Source organism: Streptomyces sp. Ru62, from assembly GCF_002920615.1.
Lineage (GTDB): Bacteria > Actinomycetota > Actinomycetes > Streptomycetales > Streptomycetaceae > Streptomyces.
This window is the reverse complement of record NZ_PQSU01000035.1, coordinates 18,263-36,902: the sequence shown is the minus strand read 5'-3', so window position 1 is coordinate 36,902 and position 18,640 is coordinate 18,263. Positions and strand designations below refer to the sequence as shown.

Here is an 18,640-nt window from a genome sequence, read left to right as displayed (position 1 = left end):
CATCACGTACGCGCCTCCCGCACACTGACCCCGGTAGCCAGGGGACGCCGCCTGCTTCCTCCACCAGGGCCTCGCCCGGCTTCAGCCGCGCGGGCGGGGCCCTTCCTGGTTGTCAGCCTCGTGGATCGAGGCGTGTCGTCCAGCAGCTGGGGCGGGTGGCCGGGACAGTGATCGAGTCCAGCGCCGCCCGACCACGGGAGCTGAGTTGTGAAGTCCACCTTTCAGACGCTCTTCTTCGAGGTGACCAGCGGAGTCGGCAATGAGCAGATGCTCGCCGCGAGCCGACTCCTGTCCCAGCACGATGACGCCTTCTGGCTCCGGCAGTTCCTGGAGCCGGGGGACTTCGCCACCCATCGTCGGTACGAGCGCGTGACGGAGATCCCTGACGTGACCCGTCGCTCGCCATTCCACGGCGGCCCGATCCAGCACCTGCGCTGGGACCAGATCGGTGACCTGCTCAGGGAGGGAGTGCCAACGTCCAGCAGCGAGACGGCCGTCCTGGCGGTCGCGGCCTCGCTCGTTGGGGAGTACGACATCAACCTGCGGGACACCCTGGCCGTGCTGGATGACGACCAGGTGCAGCTCGTCATCGCCGCCGTCACCGAGGCTGCATCACAGCCCGCACGTGATGATCATGCAGTTACGGCAGGAGTCCTGCCAGCGCAGGCCGAGCCCGGGAACGGCCCGGCGGCAGGTGGCGACGGCAGGGGCTCCGCAGGCTGAGCATGTATGGCGGCCTGGCGGGTGGATTCGATCCCTGGCCCCGGAGTGGCGCAGCGGCCCGTCCGGGGCTGGGCCCAAGCGCGCCGGGTCAATGCCGAGGGCCGTGAGAATCCGCAGGTCATCGTGCATGCCCGCCTCCTCCTCTCTCGCCCCCTTCTGGTGCCGGTGGGCAGCGTACCCTCTAATATCGAACGCATGAACGACCCGCGCCCCCTGTCCCGACTCGACATGCTGCGTTTCACCCGCCGCGTCGTTGAGCAGCAGGCCACGCGGCAGCTGGCACTTATCGACCAATGGATCGCAAGCGAGGAGATGCGGGAGGCCGGGCGCCGGGCTGCCGAGGAGCGGCGGGCGCTGGCGGCGGGCTGGCTCATCCAGTACGGCCTCAACCGGATCAACGTGGACGCCGTACACGTCGGTGATTGCTGGGCAGCGAAGAAGAGCGGGCGGTGCCGACCGGCGACCCGGGCTCAGGCGGCGGACGCTCTCCGGCATCAGGTGCCGGCGTGCCCACACTGCCGTCCGGACACCGAGCTGGGCGTTCTCGACTAGACGCTGTACGGGCGACGACCGTCGCCGTCTTCGCGGCCGCGGTTTGCGGGGGCCGCGCCGCGGTCGTGCAGCTAGCTGCGCGATGTGGTGCGGAATCGCATGGACGACCCCCATCGCTCCCGTGCCAGGCCCATGCACCACTGGCACAGGGGCAGTCCGCCCCGCCCGTACTTGTGCGTCTTGCGCTGGCAGGTCGCGCACGGGCCGACCAGGTCACTGGAGCAGAGCAGCACGGACGGATCCGGCTCAGCGGCGGAGGGAACTTCGGTAGTCATCGCGGGGCTTCCTTCCGGGCGACGCTCGCCGTCGCCCGATCCGCAGGATAGCCCTCGTTATGCCACACATTTTCGAAGCGCGTCCACGCCTCCGCCGCCGCCTGCGCCGACCCACAGCCGATGGGACAACCCCTTGCACCACCGTACGGAAACCCGTACAGTCATGACTGCCAGACCGTACGAACTCCCGTACAGCAAGCACTCGTGAGGGAGGACCACCCATGTCGATCAGCTTCCGCGAGGGCAACGAGGCCGCGCTCGGCGGCGTGGACATCACGATCAGCCTCACCGCCGAGCAGGCCGAGGCCATCGGCGGGGAACTGGGCCCGCTGGCCGACGCGATGGCCGGGGCGCTGTGGGCACTCGCCGTCCTGCGCACCGACACCGTCCCCGCCGACCAGGACGACGGTCCCGGCGCACGTCCGGACCGCCCGGCCACCGCCGACACCTGGGTCAACGCGATCCATGACGTCGAGCAGCGGCTCCTGCCGCGCCTGGAGGGCATTCGCGACGCCGCGATGCGCGCCCACGCCGCCAGCGGCGGCAGCTATGGCCAGCTGGCCCGCGCCCTCGGGGTGACCGCCCGCTCCACCGCCCAGTACCGGCGCGACACCCTCCAGGCCCGGATGCCCAGCGAGTGGGAGATCTGGGCCCTGACAGGCAAGCGCCCCACCCAGGACTGACCGCCGGGGCGGCCGTTCACTGCCAGGCGCACGGCCGCCCCTCGCTCCCAGACCCGTCACGAGACCAGGAGATGCCCATCATGACCGAGACCACCGCCGTCCCCGCCGCCCTCCGCGACTGGTCGGTGTCCTGGCCCGAGTACGCGCCGGCCGACGTCACGCCGCCCGAGCTGCTGCCCGCCGCGCTCGCCGACCAGGTGCCCGACTGGGCGGAGGCCGCCGCGACGCCGGCCGAAGTCCGCGACTGGGACCAGCGGATCGCCTCCGCCCTGGTGCCGTTCCGGCTCGACGAGCGGGGCTGGCCGCTGCACCCGCAGGGCCGCACCGGCCGCACCGGCCGCAACCTCGGCAAGTGGGGCGAGAACGCCGCCGCCGACCCGATCGTGGTCGCGGGCCACGGCACCGCCCGGCGGGTGCTGCTGATCACCCGGAGCGACATCGGGGTCGAGGCGATCCCCGGCGGCATGGTCGACCCGGGCGAGACCGCCCCGGCCGCCCTGGTCCGGGAGCTGCGCGAGGAGACCGGTGTCGACCTGACCGACCACCAGCCGGTCATCCTCGGCCGGGACATCGTGGACGACTGGCGGCAGTCGGACCACGCCTGGGTCGCCTCCACCAGCGCCCTGTACCGGCTGCCCGCCACGGTGACCGCCGTCGCCGACAGCGACGCCCTCGACGCCAACTGGTGGCCGTTCGGCTCCCTGGCCCAGCTCGACGCCGCGATCACCGCCGCCGGACGTACCTTGTACGCCGCCCACCGCCCGCTACTTCAGCGTGCTCTCGACTACCTCGCCCAGTAGTCCCAAACGCGGTGGCCGCTCCTACTCACGTCGGAGCGGCCACCTGTGACTCGCCCAGAGTCAACGCACCACCAGCGACGGGGCCCATCCCGCTCACCGGGGTGCCGGCGTGCGCAACCACGCCAGCGCCCACGATAGTTACTACCGGGCAGCGCACGAACTCTTCCCTTGCCTGAGCGTCACGGGCGGGTCGCGCCGTAGTAGTCGCGTTCGGGCATGGCGGAGGTCAGGGGAGCCAGCTCCACGTGCTTTCCGGTGCGCGGTGCTTGGACGACGTTGCCGTCTCCGGCGTACATGGCGACGTGGTAGATCGAGCCGGAGTTGCCGCCGTGCGACCAGAACAGCAGGTCGCCGACCTTCAGGTCGCTGCGGGAGACAGGACGGTCGGATGTGGCGCCGTATTGCGCGGCCGCGGTCCGGGGCAGCTTGAGGTCGGGCCAGTAGGCGTATTGCACCAGCGAGGAGCAGTCGAAACCGACGGTGCTGGAGGCGGCGCAGCGGCCGTTGAGGTAGCCGTTGTGTCCGTCGCAGAAGCCGGTGCTGGGGCCGTCGGGCCCGCCGCCGCCGTAGGAGTATGGCGTGCCGATACGGGCGGCGGCCTTGCGTACGGCGTCCGGTCCGTCTCCTGATCCGGCGACCTCCACCAGGGCGGGACCTTGGAAGCGGCGCATGCTGGACAGGATGATCTGCACGTAGTTCTGGGTCTCCGCGTAGCGGGGGACGCCCCGGGCGGTTTCGACGGCGTTCCACCCGGCGTTGTACCCGGCGAGGGCAAGCGCGCGGACGTCGCCCGGGTATCCGCTGCTTTTGGCCTGCTTGAGCAGGGAGCACATCATTCGGCCCTGCGCCATGACGGCATCGCCTATGTCCCAGGGTGAGGCCTCCCCGTTGCCGTCGTCGTCGCGTCCCCAGGTGGCCCAGGTCGCTGGCATGAACTGGGCCGGGCCCTGGGCGCCGGCCTCACTGGTGGCCTCCTTTTTCGTGGTCTTGAACTTGCTCTCCTGCCAGAGCTGGGCGGCCAGCAGCGCAGGAGTCAGCTCGGGCTCCTTGCAGGCCTGGGATGCCTTGAGGATCCAGGGACGGAACTCGGTAGGAACGCCGCGCAGCCCGTGGCCGCCGTCGGATATCTCGGTGGCCTCGGCGGCGTCGTCGGCTAGCACCAGCGCCACCATGCCGGTGATCGCCAGCACTAAGAAGGCAGCGACCGCGGCACCGGCCCGGATGAGCCCTTTCATGTCCTCCCCCGTTGCTTGTCTCTTCGGCGGTGCTTACGTGCTGCGACGTGCTGCCGTACGAGAGCACGCGATGCCCCACCCGGCCGTCGAATGCCCCTCGTCAGGAGCCTTCCTGACGCCATGCGCTGGGCACCGTGCTGGGCATGCGGTGGGCGACCTGGTGCTCGGTCTTGGTGCAGCCCTGGAACGGCCCGGTGGACGAGCGCAGTTCGCGCATACACGGATCGAGGTGGTCGCGGTGCCAGACGCTGGGCCCGGTGTAGCCACAGGAGGCCGGGTCGGTGCACTCCTGCCAGGCCAGCCAAAGGGCATGCAGGCGGGCAATGGCGACAGGGTGCTCCCACCACAGGTGGCACCAGCGGGCGTCAGCGCTCGGCGAGGCAAGGTAGCCGGGAACGAGGACGCCCTCGACCCACTCAGTCAGAGCGCGCAGCTCGTCGTCGTACTCGGGCGAGTCCAGCAGCAGGATGAAGGGCGGGTACTTCCAGTCGTCCTCGGGGTCGGCCGGGCCGTCCGTGTCCTCGTCGGCCGTCGTCTCCTCGGGCGCCTCCCCCACTTCGCTGTCGAACTCACCGCCGGCGAGCGTCTGCACCAGGGCTTCCAGGCGGGCGACCCTGGCCTTGATGTCCTCGACGTCCTGGAACATGCCCACGGGGACGTCGAAGTCGGGCATGTCATCGGCCACGGCGCGCAGCCTTCCGCTCCTCGTACGCCGCGACGGCCCTCTTGGTGATGGCGTACTCCTCGTTCTCCATTGCTGGACCGATGTGGGCCATGGCCTTTTCCTCGTACCAGGGGCGCAGGGCGATCTGGGCGACGGGCATGCCGGTCGACAGCAGCAGGGCGGTCCCCTTGCGCATAGCTCGGATCTCGGCGGGGTCCATGACCTGCTCGCGCTGCTCGCTAACGCTGTAGGAGGAGCCGTCCTTGGACTTGGAATGCGAGCTGCGGTTGACGAAGTGTGCGCCGACCAGGGTGGAGACGCCCTGAGCGAAGTTCCAGTCGTCGATGCCGACACCGATCAGTTTCCGCGTGGCGGCGGACCACATGGCGTCCATGCCGACCTCACCCCAGGCCATCACGCCCTGCCGGTACGACTGGAGGATCACATACGGCGTGATCCCCCGGCTGCCCAGGTGCGAGTACAGGTCGGGCAGGTCAGCGATCCTGCAGATGTTGGCGGCCTCGTCCAGGACCGCACGCATCGGCTCTGGCAGACGGCCGCCGTTGCGTTCACCCGCCTCGGCGCCGGCCGTGAAGACGGCGTCGGCGAGCGCGGCGACCACGGCGCTGGACGGGCCGCCCTTTTTGGACAACAGGTAAAGCGTGTCCTTGCTGGTGACGAAGTGTTCAGGGTCGAACGCAGGCCAGTTCTTGTCCGGCATCACCCAGGCCAGCACCCGTTCGTCGCGCAGCGCCGAGACCGCCGTACGGGCGTTCTGGTAGATCCCGCTCTGGGTTTCCGGCGCGATCGAGACGGAGGACTCGACCTGCTCGGCCAGGACGGGTTCGTGCTGATGGAGGATCCGCATGGGCGCTTGTTCGGCGGGGTCGGACAGCCACTGCATCACGTCGCGGACGGTGCCACCGTCCCACCAGGCGGCACGGAAGAGGCCGACGAGGAGGTCCTGGGCGGACTGGTGCCAGAACGGGTCGGCCTGCTCGGACCTGATCTGGGTGATGAAGTGGCTGGCGAGCCGTTCGGCACCTTCCAGCGTCTCCGCCTGGGCGATCATGTCCCACCACATGCGCCGCTCGGACTGGGCCACGCCTTGGGTGTCGAAGATCCACGGTTGGCCGACCATGGAGCGGCTGGCGATGGTCGCCGCGTAGACGTCGGGCTTGTTCGACGTCATCAGCAGGGGGCCGGGGGCTTCTTCCGCCACCGGTATGGCGATCGCGGTGGACTTGCCAGCGCGGGGCGCCATGATGGCGGCGAAGGTGTCCTCGTCGGAGCCGCGCAGCTCCACACCCGACGGCATGTGGTCGCCGAGCAGCACGCCGCGGTCGGCCCGCTTGACGTTGCCTGGCTTGACGTTTTTGAGTGAGGCGCGCAGCCGGGTCGCGGTGCGGGCGGCGCGCTTGGGGGTCAGCTCCCGTACCTGGTACAGGGTTGCGAGATGGCTGGGGTTGCGGAACCAGCGAAAGGCGACGCGCAGCGCCCACACCATCAGGACGGTGACGGCCAGGTCGACCAGGCCGGCGCCGACGGCCGACGCGGTCTGGGAGTGCGGCCACACCGAGGCCCAGTCGGAGGCCATGCGGTAGACGGTCAGCGGTGAGGCGGGGGCGACGTCCTCACCGGTGAGGACCGCACCGGTGGCAGCTCCGGCCCAGGTGGCGGCGGACAGGGTGGCCACCCCGCCGAACAGGATCCCGGCGGCGGCCCACATCCGGTCGTTCTCGGTCATCATCTGCTACCCACCCCCGTGGTCCGGCGCCGGTTGGCGTCCGTCCGGTACAGCCGCTGCTCGGTTGAGGTGAGTTCGAGCGAGGCGGCGATGCCCGGCCGCGTGCCGAGCTTGATCAAGTATTTGCCGCGTCCCGGATGCCGGACGCTCTCCTCCTCGACCGGGCGGGTGTCGTCCTCGTCGTAGCTCGGGGCAACGTCCAGGCCGGTGGACGTCGCCGACGACCAGGAGCTGACCATCATGATCTCCTGCTCGGTCAGCGAGCGTTTGCCCGTGACGCGTTGGAGTTCCTCCGTGGTGCTGGCGCCGAGCACCCAGGTGTCGCAGCGGTCCATCAGGCCCCGTGCTTTGGCCCGGTCCATCTCGGTCGGCAGGGCCTCGACGTCGAGCAGGGAGTGCGTGACGTAGATCGTGACGTCGTCCGTGACGCGGTTCAGGCGGCTGATCGCGTCCATGGCGTCGACCAGGCCCGGGCCGCTCCGCAGTGCCCGCCACATCTCATCCATGGGCAGCACGAGTTTGCGGTCCAGCAGCCCGATGCTGCGGGCGGAGTCGATGCTGGAATAGGTGTAGGCCCAGGTCGCGATCATCCCGGCGGACAGGACGTCGTTGCCTCGGGCCCGCAGGGCGGAAATGTCCACGGAGACCGCGGGTGCCGCGATGTCCAGCGGCACCGTGGTGGGCCCGTCGAACAGGCCTCGCAGGGGGCCGCCGACGAGGTTGTCGAGCCCGGCGATGACCGATCGGGTGAGGTTCTGGTAGGTCTCGCCCTCAGCCGCGAGCTTGACCCGCAGCGGCTCCGGCGCGGCCCGCAGCACATCGGTGACGTCCGTGACGATGGGGTCGCTGCCCGACTCCTGGGCGGCCGACGCGAGATAAACGGCCGTGTCGAGTGCGCTGCGCTCGACCTCGTCCGGGCTGCGGCCCAGACCGTGCTTGGTGGACAGCAGCGCGACCAGTGTCTCCAGGCGGCGCCCGTTCAGGACGTCGAGAAGCGCCTGCCGTCGGTCGACCGGCAGTGACTGCACACGCCCGCGCAGCGGGCCGGAGTCGAGCGGGTTGATGCGGCCGACGCCGTCGCCGATGCGCACGACCGAACCGCCGAGTTCTTTCACCAGGGCGGTGTACTCGCCCTTGACGTCGCCGGGGCAGACCATCATGTGCCCGTAGGCGGAGTAGACCAGGCAGATCCGTTTGACCAGAGCGCTCTTGCCCGCGCCGGGCTGGCTCATCACCCAGACACCGGGGTTGGTGGTGTACTGGCCGGTCCAGCCGGAGGGGTCGATGCAGGCGAGTTCCCCGGTCAGGACGTCCCGGCCGACCGGGACCCCGCGCGGCGGGAGGCCCGCCCCGAGCAGCCAGGGGTAGAGGCTGCCGACCTGGCTGGTGGGTCCGGTGTAGACGGTCCCGGTGTCCTCCACCGGCGCCCGTCCGCCGAACCGACCTCCCCAGCCCCGGCGGGGCGCGAAGCGGTGCTTCTTGCCGGACCGGCGGTCCTCGCGGGGCGGGGCCTGTTCGACCGGCCGGGTGAGCCGCTTGGGCGTGGTCACCTCCGGCAGCCGGGACTTGCGTGCCATCGTGGTGGTCCCCCTCTCTCAGTCCTGGACCAGCGGGTTGTAGCCGATCGGCAGTTGGGCCGCGAAAACCGCAGCCTGCGCTCCGTAGGCGGGCCGCATCCGGATCCCCCGGGTGGCCTTGACTGCGCGTTCCAGCTCCTGGCGGGCGGCGGGCAACTCGTCGGTGCTGCGGGCGGTGACGGTGACCATGAGCGTCCAGTCGACCACCTGGGAGCCGCCGGCCACCTGGGCGGCGGCCTGCTCGGCGCGCTGTGCGTCGGCCTTCTGCGACCACTTGGCGCGCCCCTTGACCTCGGCGGTTGCCTGGGCGCGCTGGTAGGCGTGACTGATCTCCCGCTCCAGCACCGCCTCGCCCTCGTGCGGGTCGAGCACCCGGTAGGCCAGGGTGATCCGGCGCTGGAAGCGGCCCGGGGCGAGCAGGGGCAGCAGCACGCTGTAGGAGATCGGGCGGCGAGGCATCTCGCGCAGCACCCAGCTGGTGGAGACCCCGCCGTCATGCGCGTACTCGGTCCAGGCGTCGTCGGCTGCCTGGGGCCCGCATTCCGCCCAGGACAGTTCGGCGAAGTCTGCGTCGCGTGCATTGAAGACGGACGGGTCGTAGGCGCTGCGGACGATGCGTCGCAGGTCGACGTCGGTTGCGCGACGCAGGATGTCGGCCCCGGTTCCGGACAGGTCCAGGGAGTCCACCACCCGCAGTGTCTCGGCGACCTGCTCGGATAGCTCCTGCGGTGGGTTGGCCGACGCGGTCGGGTCCACTACGACGGACATCCAGGGCGCCACGCTCGCCGTCGCGTGCGGGGTCGTGCGGACCAGCTCGTCAACGATTCGCCTGGCCAGGGCTGGTGCGCCCGGGTCTCTGCGGGCCCGCACGTCGTCCGCGAGGGCTTCCCCCGCGCCTGGGGTGATCTGGATGGTGACGCTCGCGCCTTTGATCTGCTCATCCGTGCTCATTGCGTCCAGCACGGCCGACCAAGTGCGCAGGTTGGACTGCACGGTCCCGGTGGGGGCCATCAGGGTGCCGCCGGGTGCCAGCAGCGTGGTGACGGTCATGCGGCCACTGACGCGGTCGTGCACTACGCCTACGTCCTTGCCGGTGGTCGGGTCGTAGGCCTTGATCAAGGTGCTGCTGGCGCCCACGCCGGGCAGGTCGAGCCCGTAGGGGTGCGGCAGCAGGATCCGCCGGTAGGAGGTGGCCTCGGCCCGGGCGGCCCGCCGCCATGACAGCCGGGCCCAGTAGTAGGACAGCGCGGACATGCCGTGCCGGCGGGCCGCGGCCAGCGCGAAAATCCCCAGCGTCACCGGGAGGGTGACCAGGAGAGTGATGGGGGCCTGTGTGGCGATGAGACCGTCCGCGACCAGGACACAGGCGGCGACCATCGTCGCCGTCTTGTTCAGTCCGGCGAAGCCGAACTCACGCCGTACGCGAAAGCCGTCGGCCATCAACGCCTTGGGTACCTCATGGGTGGTCACTGGGAGTTGCCCCCGTTTCCGATCTGCCCGCCCGCGCCCTGGACGCCGTTGTTGATGCCGTCCAGGACCTGGATGGCCACGGCGCCGCCGGCGACCGGCCTGCCTGCGCCGGTGGCGACACCGGGGGTCTGTCCGCTCGGTGTAGCGGCGTTGGAACCGTTCGTACCCGTGACCGCCGGATCTCCGGTGGACTGGCCCGGCACCCGGCTGCCGGAGGCGTTGCGGGTGGCCTGGAGCTGGGCGTCACTGCCCTGCCCGCCGTCCTCACCGGCGTCTCCGCTGCCGCCCTGGCCGCCTTGACCGCCCATGCTCTGCGCGACGTACTGGGCATGCTGCATGGGTGTTGCGGGGCCAGCGCCCTCCCCCGATTCCCGCTCCGTGCCCATGCGGCCCGCAAGGAATGTTCCGGCACTGGCGAACGCACCTCCGATGCCCCCGGACGCCAGCCCGGTCCCGACTGCCTCCCCGAAGGGAGCGAACAGCTTGGTGAGCGGGCCCGGCGCGAGGACGGCAAGGATGAGCGTCGCGCAGCCACGGAGCCACTCGGCGAGGGTGTGCGAGTGCCCGAACTCGCTGAAACCTGCGCAGATGATGATGGCCAGCATCGGCTTGTAGGCGATCACCACACAGATCGAGGTGACCAGCCGAGGGGCCCACTGGCGGGTGGTCTCGCCGCCGGTGCGGCCGCCGCCGGCCACGGGCAGCAGCAGGCACTGGATCGGGATGGCGCTCTGCCGCAGGAAGATCATGATGAGCTGCACGAACCCAACCAGCAGCAAGATGGCCACGATGCACAGCATCGTGATCGGGTTGCTGACCCCGTTGGGGACGAGCGTGTTGACGATCTTCTCGTAGGCGTCGCCGTCGTCCTTGAAGGTGGCGTCGACAAGCCCGTTGGTCATCGCGTCCCCGGCCGTGACCAGGACCGCGATCAGTCCCACCCCAACGGCGGAGAACAGGGTGGACTCCACCCAGCCGAGCATCGCGCGTCCGATGTGTCTGCTCTGACCTGTGACGGCCATCTTGCCGATCTGCCACATCGCCCCGAACGTGGCGATGACCAGACCGAGCCAGGTCAGCATGCCTGCCAACGTCGCCTGCGATCCGAACAGTCCGGTGCCCGCCAGATCGATCGAGGGGCCCTGCAGCGCGACGGTCAGGACCTTCTTGATGACCCATTTGACGACGTCTTTGGCAGAGTTGATGACGTCACCGAGGATGCTGTCCCACACGGCCTTCCAGGCCTGGTGGATCCGTTTCTCGACCTCGTGACCGACGATCTCGCACACGCCGGGGTCGTCCCCACCCGTGACACTGCCGATGACGTCACCGATCACGCCCCCACCGGCGATTTCGCACGCGATGTCCGCGCCGCCCGCGATCGGCCCGTCGGCGACGGCCGACTGGGCGCCGGTCAGCGTCAGGCCCAACACAGCGATCAGGGCGATCAGGAGGCCCGCCAGGCGTCTCACGACGCCTCCCGGATCGCCGTCCACCCGGCGCGGTTGAACTTCTCGTCGCCGGGCGCGGCGCCGGCCGGTTTGGGCTGCCCCTGCACCTGGCGCTGGGCGGCCACGGTCGCCTCTGCGGACGTCTTCCAGTCGCCGTGCTCCCAGCGCGCGGCCACCACGCTGCGGGTGAAGGCGACCTGCTCCTTAGCGGTCTCGCCGTTCTTCTGCACCACGCGGGTAAGCAGCCAGACACTCACCTCGTCCGTCGAATCCTTGATGACCTTGAAACCGACCACGGCCGTGCGCACGTATGCGCCGGACGGCAATGGGCTGCCCGGCTTGACGCCCATCTGCCGGTGCAGGGTCTTGTCGGTCTGCACGGCCCCCAGTTCCACGCGTTCGGCGGCCGCCCCGCTCTGGTCTTGGGCCGCGATGTAGGAGTGGTAGATCCGTAGATGCTCGTCCACGGTCGACTTCTGCTCGTCGACGGTGGTGGACTGAGCGGCTGCCAGCATCGCCACCGCACCGTTTGTCGTCTGCGGGTAGTCGACCTCACTGCCCCACTTGTCGGTCCGCGCACCGCGCGGCAGAGCGGCCCACCGGTCCGGTTCCGTCCAGTCGTCAGGCACCTGGTAGGCCGGGGTGGCACTGGCCGAGCTGGAAACGCCGGGCTTCGCTCCGCCCGCTCCCGTGCCCTCGTGGCCACTGTCGCTCCCACCGCTGAGCGCCAGGTAGCCCGTCAGGCCCACCACCGCGGCGAGGGCCACTCCGGTGGCCCACACGCCCTTCGTGTTCCATGTCCCCCTGGTCCGCGACACCCCTGCCCCCTAGCCCGCGACGCCGTTGAGGATGGAGATCAGCGAACTGGACAAAAGGATCGCCACCACACCGGACCCCATCCATTTGAACGACTCACTTCCGCCGCCATGACGGGACTTGTCCGAGACCGCCAGCTTGAAGAGACCGAACCCGACGCCACCGACGCCGGCCAGCATGATCAACCACAGGCCGTACCCGAACAGGCGGGCTACGGGGTCGGACAGGCCAGGAATCTTGGTCGGCTTGGCCCCGGGAATGAGCCCGTCGGCGAGCACGACCAGGTGCGTGACCGTGTGCATGATCATCGCCTGATCATTTTCCTTCCATCTCGCGCCGCAGTTTCGCGGCAGCGGCCATAACGTCCTTGTCCTTCAGGGCCTCGTTGGCCCCCTCGACCGCCCGCAGAGCTGGCAGGTACGGCACCGTGGCGATGCCGGCCAGCCGGGACCGAAGGGCCCTGAAGCGGTACCGGGCCGCCGCCGCCGGTCGCATGGGCGCATCCGCGATCAGCAACAGCCACGGCCGGGGCAGCGCTGTCGTCCAGGCGCGCAGCATGCGTTCGACCGACACCGCGCCGTACACCGTGGTGTCGGCCAGCAGGACCGGTCGTGCTCCGTACGGAAGAGATTCACCGGCGTGCAACAGTCGGGCCGCCCCCGATGCCTCCGGGTCGAGCATGCAGGCGACCGTCTCCTGCGCGAGGCGAGAGCCAGTGCAGGGAATCAGCGCGTATCGCAGGGCTACCGCGGCCCCGGCGTCTGGGGTTGCTCGCTCTGGATGGGTAATCACGCCGCAACTTCCCCTCTTCTACCTGCGCTTGAAGGTCGTGATCTCGGGTTCGCCGGATTCAGCAGCCGGGCGTGCACCGTGCGTACGATGATCGAGTGACTGTCCGCCGCCACCTGGGCACCGGCCCTCAGACGCCCGTGTCCATCCGCGCTGTTGAGGCCGACCTGCTCGATTCCCTGCCCGGCATCCGCCTGCCCGACCTGGACGAGCTGCGCGCCCGCGGCGTGCTCGGGCCCCAGCCGGTGATCTCCGCGGCTAGGCGGAGGACTCTCGCCAGGGGAGGCGACACCGACCCGGCAGGGTGACCCGGCCCGTGAACACAGCCACTCGGGACGCACCGTGTCGACCACGCACAACAGCGGTCGCGCTCGGCGGTCAGGCCGCACGATGGACGCTGCGGATCCCGTCGGCGAATTCGCGGGCGGCTTCGGCAGCGGCTGTTGCCGGGGCGTTCGGGCGGTCCTGCATGCGGCGGATGACGGCTGAGCCGACCACCGCTGCGTCGGCGTACGCGGAGACCTGGGCGGCCTGGCTCGGCGTGCTGATGCCGATGCCGACGGCGACGGGCAGACCGGTTGCGGATCGGAGCCGACGAACGAGGCGTGGCAGATAGGGGCTGAGGGGGCGCTGGGCGCCGGTGACGCCGGGGGTGGCAGGGGCGTAGACCAGGCCACTGGTGGTGGCACCGATGGCAGCCAGGTGAGCGGCGGACGCGTGAGGCGGGATGAGCGTGACGGTATGCAGTCCTGCGGCGCGGGCCGTCGCCTGCCAGGCCGAGGCCGCCGTCTCCGGCAGATCGGGGATGAGTACGCCCGCGCCGCCGGCCGCCGCCAGCTCGTTGGCGAAGGCCTGAGCGCCGTATCGGTGGATGGGCGCCCAGTACGACATGACCAGCAGCGCCGCGGTGGTAGCGGCGGTCAGTTCGGTGGCGGCCCGGAACAGGTCGGGCATCTGGAAGCCTGCGTCGAGCGCTTGTGCTGCTGCCTGCCGGATGACTGGTCCGTCGAGGTGGGGGTCAGTGTGCGGGATGCCCAGCTCCAGGACGTCGGCTGCCTGGGCCATGAGGTGCAGTGCATCCATGCTGGAGTCGCGGGTCGGGTAGCCGACAGGCAGGTACAGGCCGAGCGCGGCCCGCCTCTGGTCCCTGCTGACATCGAGGGCGTAGTTGAGGCGGGCGGCCGACCAGGACGGCGGCATGGTGAGGGCCATGGGTGTTGGCTCCAAAGCAGAGGGCGGCGCGGGCAGGTGGTCAGCGAGAGCAGTTGGTCGTTCGTGTCGGTGCGCCGACCTCCAGGGCGATCTGGGACCGTACGGCGGCAAGCCGTCGCTCGCACTCGCTCCGGTCCGCACCGGTGACGACCCAGTGGGCCAGCCGCTCGCTGATGGATTGCGGCGGGGTCACGGCCTGGTCGCCGGGCTGCCGGGTGAACACCAGCCGCTCCAGCCACGCCTCGAAGCGGAGGGAGGCGGGTGCGTACAGTCTCGTCACCACGCCGCTGCGGTCCGGGTAGGCGAACCGCACTGCGGCCGCTCGCTGACGGATGGGGGTCAGGTCGGGAACGGAGCCGGTGGCCAGTGAGGTCGCCGCCCCCGCCAGGTCGATTCCGGTGGCATGAGCCACGAGGACCGGGATGAGATCACCACCGGGTCGCGCGTTGACCTCGATCAGAGCCGGTCCACGTCGCGTCAGACGCATCTCGATGTGCAGGACGCCGACCTCAAGGCCGAGCGCGCGGACGGCATCCGTGACGGCTGCAGTCACCTTGGCGTCGGCCAGCAGCGGATCGCTGGCGTCGACACAATGCCCGACTTCGAGGAATCTGGGCTCCGGCCCCAGTTGCTTCCGGGTGATCGCCACCACTGTCACCTCACCGCCACAGACGACAGTCTCCGCGCTGATCTCCGGCCCGCTGAGGTACTCCTCCACCAGGACCCCCGGCACGGCATAGCTGTCCAGGCCCAGAACCGTCTCCCACCCTGCGCGCTGGAATGCGGAGCGCACCTGATCGTCCGTGGTGGCCTTGACCACTCCGGCGCTGCCGGCCATCCCCCTCGGTTTCACCACGACGGGATAGCCGATGCGCCGTGCGATCTCGACTGCCGCCTCCTGGTCTTCAGCAAGTTGCGAGTCAGCCGAGGGGACACCGTGCGCAGCGAACCGTCGGCGGCTCTCCGCCTTGTCACGGCAAGCCGCCACCGCCTCGGGGTCGGCACCGGGCAGACCGAGCTGCCTGGCCAGGCGGGCGGCGAGCACGACGTGGTGCTCCATATAGGTGCCGATCCCGCTGAGCGGGGTCTGTTCGGCGTACCGCTTGACCGCGGCGGAGGCGCCTTCGGTGTCGGCGAGGTCGACTATCAGCTGGTCATGCACGTAGGGCCGAACCCAGTCGGGCTGTTCACTGTCCGCTAGCACCACCGGGCGCTGCGCGGCGAACCGCTGGAGCAGGTGTTCCCGGTAGGTGCTCGCACCGGCTCCCAGAAGGAGGAGGGGGCGGTCTTGGACGGTGGTCGACGCCGAGGCGTTGTGCAGCATGTCGGCACTCCAAACGAGTCAAGGACGGAGGGTGGGGGCATCTGTCCCGGTGCTCAGCTCCGGCGAAGAAGCAGCGCGAGTGGCACGCAGATCGCGGCGCCGGCGGCGCCGCACGCGAGGGTCGTCAGGGTGACGAGCTGAGGTCCGCCATGAGCGAGGGACCAGCCTGCGAGCACGGGGGCACAGATGATGGCGGTGGCCAGGGTTGACCCCCAGATCCCGGCGTACAGCCCTCGGGCGTCGGGCGGGGTGATGCGGTCCAGCACGGCCGTTGCCGCGACGAACGCAACGATCTCGCCGGGCACGGCGGCGGCCGCGGCGGCGGCATACTGCCAGGACGCGGTGGCCAGGCCTGCCGAGCCGATGCCGACCCCGAGCACGAGCGCGCTGGCGGCGAGCAGCTCCACCATGGAGGAACGGCAGGCGCGCTTGGCCAGCCAGCCGTTGAGCGGAAGGGTCAGCAGGAGCACGGCGGCCGCGCTGGCGACCTGGGTCCAGCCGTAGGCCGAGGCGGGCAGTCCCGCGTCCGTCATCAGCAGCGGCATGATGCTGAAAAGACCCGCCAGCGGTGTCAGCGTGCACACACTGGCCGTCCAAAGGAGCCAGAGCCGCGCGTCGCGCAGTGCTGCTCGGTAGCCGCTGCGGGACCCGGCGGACGGAGTGCGTGGGGGCCGATCCGGACTCACGCAGCGGAGCGCGACCAGCGCGAAGACCGCGCAGGCCACCGCATTGACCCAGAACAGCGCCGGGAGGCCGGTCGTGCCGGCGAGCAGTCCACCCGCCGCTCCGGTGATCGCGGCACCCACGTTGGTGGCGAAGTGGCGCCAGCCGGTAACCCTCGCACGGGTCGCGGCGTCGTCGATCTGGTCGGCGACGACCGCCGAGACGACTGGCCGCGGGGCATCGAACACGGCCCCTGCCAGGACGGCAGAGACACCTATGGCGATCGGGCCAGTGGCACCGGCCAGGCACGGCAGGACCACCGCCGCCATCAGCATCGAGCTGACGAGGGTGGCACGACGGCCCACCGTGTCGGACAGGCGCCCCCAGACGACCTGGCCGGCGAGCCAGCCCACGCCGTACAGGGCGAGGACCGCGCTGATACCCCCGGCCGTGTACCCGAGGTCGGAGAGACGATAGCCGAGGAACGGATAGGAGAACCCAGCTGCGCGGACTGCACCGGCCCCGACGACGAGCACCCACACCTGCCTGGTGCTCCGGCGTACTGCAAAGGGTGCCTGCGGAGCAGCTGGACGGGCGGCGGACAGGGTGGCGGGCACGGGCACTCCTGATGGCATGGGAGAAACCTGACGTCTGACCGATTCCGGGCGTCAGGTCCTGGTGGGAGTGAGGGACAGTCCGTGGGGCGCCGCCAGGGGGACGACGGCACCCCACGGGGCCGGAGCATCGCGGCCGGAGCCACGGCACTCGGCCGCACCCGGCCAGTCACGGGAACGCCTGACCGGGAGTCAGCGGGGAGGTCCGGTCGGAGCGTTACGCGCCGGGACCTCGTCGGTGTGAAGGCTGATCAGTCGCTTTCGATATACCGACTGCTGACCCAGCCGAAGGTGCCCTTGTGGACCCCCGACTTGATCTTCACGTAAGCCCAGCTCTCTCGGGAGTTGTCGCAGATCCAGGTCGCCTTGGTGCCCTTGGAAAGCAGGCCCTTGGACGAGTAAGAGGTACCGGGGCCCGAACGCAGGTTGACGCTGCCCGTGTTGGTGCGGACGGGGAGGTTGTAGGTCGGGCCGGAGCAGGCGGACTGGCCCACGGCCGTCGCGGCCGGCGCCAGGGCTACCGCTCCGCCGATGAGGGCGATCGACACGGCCGAAACGGCGGCAGTCTGCCTCATGCGCCGCACAAGGCGGTGCCGAGAGCGATGTGGAATGGGCACGGAGGCCTCCTGTGTGAGAGCTGGGGGCCTCCGTGCTCCGGCCGACCCGAGTCCCGGCGTGCTTCTCACGCCGGGCGTGCCGACCTGCATGACGTGGTTGCGCACGCCTGCGGGAGTGCCCCCAGCGATCGGATTGGGCGTCTCGCTGGATGGGCGCTGACTTGGGCGAGTCAGTGGTGACCGGGCCAACCAAGGGTGTGAGGAGGACCAGTCCTCCCCTGCCTACCGCCGGGTGCGGTGGACTGGTCCTCCTGCAGGCCGACGTGGTGGCTCACGTTGGCCTGTCCCCCCTCGGATGGAGATCCGGTCTGGTGTGGTCGTGCGCGGCCGTTCCTGCATGAATCAAGGTCCGGCCGCCTCCAACCTGTTCTGTGGTGTTCCGGTCGAAGGCGGATCAGTGCGCAGCACCGCCGCGGACCCCCGCACTCTGAAGCCGGTCAGCTGCGCGAACAGAAAACCGACCCATGGCTTGAGACCGTCGGTCACGCCTCCCCGGACCGGCTGTAAAACCGACCACAGGACTGGTTGGATGATCGTGACTCTTCCACGCGCAGGAAGGGAAATCAACGCCGGTGTAGTGAGCACAGTGATTGTGCGGCTACCGTCGCTGCGCTCAGCCGGCCAGAGGAAGATCGCGCATCGTGGTGAAGCAGTGGTGGGCCCCGCGCCGGCCGCAAAGCGCCTTGGAGATGGAGAACGTGACAGTGCAGCGGCAACCTGCCCAGCAGGCTCGTGGGAGGGCCACGCGGGGAGAGATTCTCGATACGGCGGCGGCCCTCTTCGCGGAGAAGGGCTACTCGCAGACCTCGATCCAGGACATCTTGGATCGGACCGGCCTGAAAAAGGGCGGCCTCTACTACCACTTCAAGACGAAGCAGCAGATAGCGGTGGCCGTCGTCACCGAGGGCTTCGCCATGGACGACACCCCGCCGGTGGTGGGGCCCCTGCAGGCGGTTGTCGATGCCTCAATCACTCTGGCGTGGCTCACACCGCAGGTCCCGGTGGTGAAAGCAGCTGCCCGGCTGGCGACCGATCAGGATCACGAGGAAACGTTCGGCTACCTCTGGTCCCAGTACATCCCGCGGGTCACCCAGTTGCTGGAGGAGGCCAAGAGGCTGGAGGAGCTGCAGCCGGGCGTGCGGCCCGACCAGACGTCATTCGTGTGGGTCGCGGCGTACACAGGAGTTGACCTGATGTGCCGGCGGGACTACGCGGCGCTGCCGTGGAAGATCGCGGAGATGAACGCTCACTTCGTGTCTGGCATCGCGACTCCGACAGCGCTGGCGGGCCTGGACATGCGTGCCGAACGGGGCCGTGAGCTGCTGCAGACGTCGCCGTGGGCCGCCGAGTACCTCAGTGCAGTTCTGCCGCACAGCCCGGAGATCCTGGCCTGGCAGGAGGCGTCGGGCGGCTAGGCCGCGGGGACGG

At 70.0% G+C, this 18,640-nt stretch carries 20 protein-coding genes; 6 read left to right on the top strand and 14 right to left on the bottom strand.

Features of this window, described 5'->3' with window-relative positions; genetic code table 11:
• Nucleotides 1-207: 207 nt before the first annotated feature.
• Nucleotides 208-723 carry a hypothetical protein gene (locus tag C3492_RS35490; protein ID WP_103816759.1) on the top strand — a complete coding sequence of 172 codons (516 nt, stop codon included), beginning with the start codon at nt 208-210 and terminating at the stop codon, nt 721-723.
• A gap of 6 nt (nt 724-729) precedes the next feature.
• Nucleotides 730-1,275: a DUF6233 domain-containing protein gene (locus tag C3492_RS35485; RefSeq protein WP_308461172.1), complete on the top strand. Its 546-nt coding sequence runs from the start codon at nt 730-732 to the stop codon at nt 1,273-1,275.
• Between the two features lie 71 nt (nt 1,276-1,346).
• Here C3492_RS35485 and C3492_RS35480 read toward each other — a convergent pair whose 3' ends face one another.
• The gene (locus C3492_RS35480) at nt 1,347-1,550 is read right to left on the bottom strand and encodes a hypothetical protein (protein ID WP_103816758.1); all 204 of its coding nucleotides are present in this window, start codon (nt 1,548-1,550) and stop codon (nt 1,347-1,349) included.
• Nucleotides 1,551-1,771: 221 nt separating this feature from the next.
• Here C3492_RS35480 and C3492_RS35475 point away from each other — a divergent pair, with 221 nt between their 5' ends.
• Nucleotides 1,772-2,233 carry a hypothetical protein gene (locus C3492_RS35475; protein ID WP_103816757.1) on the top strand — a complete coding sequence of 154 codons (462 nt, stop codon included), beginning with the start codon at nt 1,772-1,774 and terminating at the stop codon, nt 2,231-2,233.
• 80 nt (nt 2,234-2,313) lie between these two features.
• The gene (locus C3492_RS35470; protein WP_103816756.1) at nt 2,314-3,033 is read left to right on the top strand and encodes an NUDIX domain-containing protein; all 720 of its coding nucleotides are present in this window, start codon (nt 2,314-2,316) and stop codon (nt 3,031-3,033) included.
• A 179-nt stretch (nt 3,034-3,212) separates the two neighbouring features.
• Here the strand turns inward: C3492_RS35470 and C3492_RS35465 are convergent, their stop codons facing one another.
• From C3492_RS35465 to C3492_RS35425, 9 genes are all read right to left on the bottom strand, one after another.
• On the bottom strand, nt 3,213-4,268 hold the full coding sequence (locus C3492_RS35465) for a bifunctional lytic transglycosylase/C40 family peptidase (RefSeq protein ID WP_103816755.1): 1,056 nt from the start codon (nt 4,266-4,268) through the stop codon (nt 3,213-3,215).
• Nucleotides 4,269-4,368: 100 nt separating this feature from the next.
• On the bottom strand, nt 4,369-4,953 hold the full coding sequence (locus tag C3492_RS35460; protein WP_258056075.1) for a DUF4913 domain-containing protein: 585 nt from the start codon (nt 4,951-4,953) through the stop codon (nt 4,369-4,371).
• A complete protein-coding gene (locus C3492_RS35455) occupies nt 4,943-6,682 on the bottom strand; it encodes a type IV secretory system conjugative DNA transfer family protein (RefSeq protein ID WP_103816754.1) in 1,740 nt (579 codons plus the stop codon). Before C3492_RS35455 ends, C3492_RS35460 begins: the two co-directional genes overlap by 11 nt.
• Complete coding sequence (locus C3492_RS35450; protein ID WP_103816753.1) at nt 6,679-8,256, bottom strand: ATP-binding protein; 1,578 nt, start codon at nt 8,254-8,256, stop codon at nt 6,679-6,681. Before C3492_RS35450 ends, C3492_RS35455 begins: the two co-directional genes overlap by 4 nt.
• A gap of 18 nt (nt 8,257-8,274) precedes the next feature.
• Nucleotides 8,275-9,726 carry an SCO6880 family protein gene (locus C3492_RS35445; RefSeq protein ID WP_258056074.1) on the bottom strand — a complete coding sequence of 484 codons (1,452 nt, stop codon included), beginning with the start codon at nt 9,724-9,726 and terminating at the stop codon, nt 8,275-8,277.
• A complete protein-coding gene (locus C3492_RS35440; RefSeq protein ID WP_146075747.1) occupies nt 9,723-11,198 on the bottom strand; it encodes a hypothetical protein in 1,476 nt (491 codons plus the stop codon). The genes C3492_RS35445 and C3492_RS35440 overlap by 4 nt, the downstream gene beginning before the upstream one ends.
• Nucleotides 11,195-11,959 carry a hypothetical protein gene (locus tag C3492_RS35435; RefSeq protein ID WP_258056073.1) on the bottom strand — a complete coding sequence of 255 codons (765 nt, stop codon included), beginning with the start codon at nt 11,957-11,959 and terminating at the stop codon, nt 11,195-11,197. Before C3492_RS35435 ends, C3492_RS35440 begins: the two co-directional genes overlap by 4 nt.
• Nucleotides 11,960-12,004: 45 nt before the next feature.
• A complete protein-coding gene (locus C3492_RS35430; RefSeq protein ID WP_258056072.1) occupies nt 12,005-12,301 on the bottom strand; it encodes a hypothetical protein in 297 nt (98 codons plus the stop codon).
• A 7-nt stretch (nt 12,302-12,308) separates the two neighbouring features.
• On the bottom strand, nt 12,309-12,674 hold the full coding sequence (locus C3492_RS35425; RefSeq protein ID WP_103816750.1) for a hypothetical protein: 366 nt from the start codon (nt 12,672-12,674) through the stop codon (nt 12,309-12,311).
• Nucleotides 12,675-12,880: 206 nt separating this feature from the next.
• Here C3492_RS35425 and C3492_RS35420 point away from each other — a divergent pair, with 206 nt between their 5' ends.
• Nucleotides 12,881-13,090: a hypothetical protein gene (locus C3492_RS35420; RefSeq protein ID WP_103816749.1), complete on the top strand. Its 210-nt coding sequence runs from the start codon at nt 12,881-12,883 to the stop codon at nt 13,088-13,090.
• 70 nt (nt 13,091-13,160) lie between these two features.
• On the opposite strand, the gene trpA is transcribed toward C3492_RS35420, so the two are convergent.
• The 4 genes from trpA to C3492_RS35400 all read right to left on the bottom strand — a co-directional run bounded on the left by trpA (nt 13,161) and on the right by C3492_RS35400 (nt 17,170).
• Nucleotides 13,161-13,994, bottom strand: a complete 834-nt coding sequence (trpA, locus tag C3492_RS35415; RefSeq protein ID WP_103816748.1) for a tryptophan synthase subunit alpha — start codon at nt 13,992-13,994, stop codon at nt 13,161-13,163.
• Nucleotides 13,995-14,034: 40 nt separating this feature from the next.
• Nucleotides 14,035-15,318 (bottom strand): ATP-grasp domain-containing protein, encoded by a 1,284-nt coding sequence (locus tag C3492_RS35410; protein WP_103816747.1) that lies wholly within the window; start codon nt 15,316-15,318, stop codon nt 14,035-14,037.
• Nucleotides 15,319-15,371: 53 nt separating this feature from the next.
• A complete protein-coding gene (locus C3492_RS35405; protein WP_181140714.1) occupies nt 15,372-16,598 on the bottom strand; it encodes an MFS transporter in 1,227 nt (408 codons plus the stop codon).
• 248 nt (nt 16,599-16,846) lie between these two features.
• Nucleotides 16,847-17,170 (bottom strand): SH3 domain-containing protein, encoded by a 324-nt coding sequence (locus C3492_RS35400; RefSeq protein ID WP_103816745.1) that lies wholly within the window; start codon nt 17,168-17,170, stop codon nt 16,847-16,849.
• A gap of 683 nt (nt 17,171-17,853) precedes the next feature.
• Between C3492_RS35400 and C3492_RS35395 the strand changes: the two genes are divergently transcribed.
• Nucleotides 17,854-18,627, top strand: a complete 774-nt coding sequence (locus tag C3492_RS35395) for a TetR/AcrR family transcriptional regulator (RefSeq protein ID WP_258056071.1) — start codon at nt 17,854-17,856, stop codon at nt 18,625-18,627.
• The last annotated feature ends 13 nt before the right edge of the window (nt 18,628-18,640 follow it).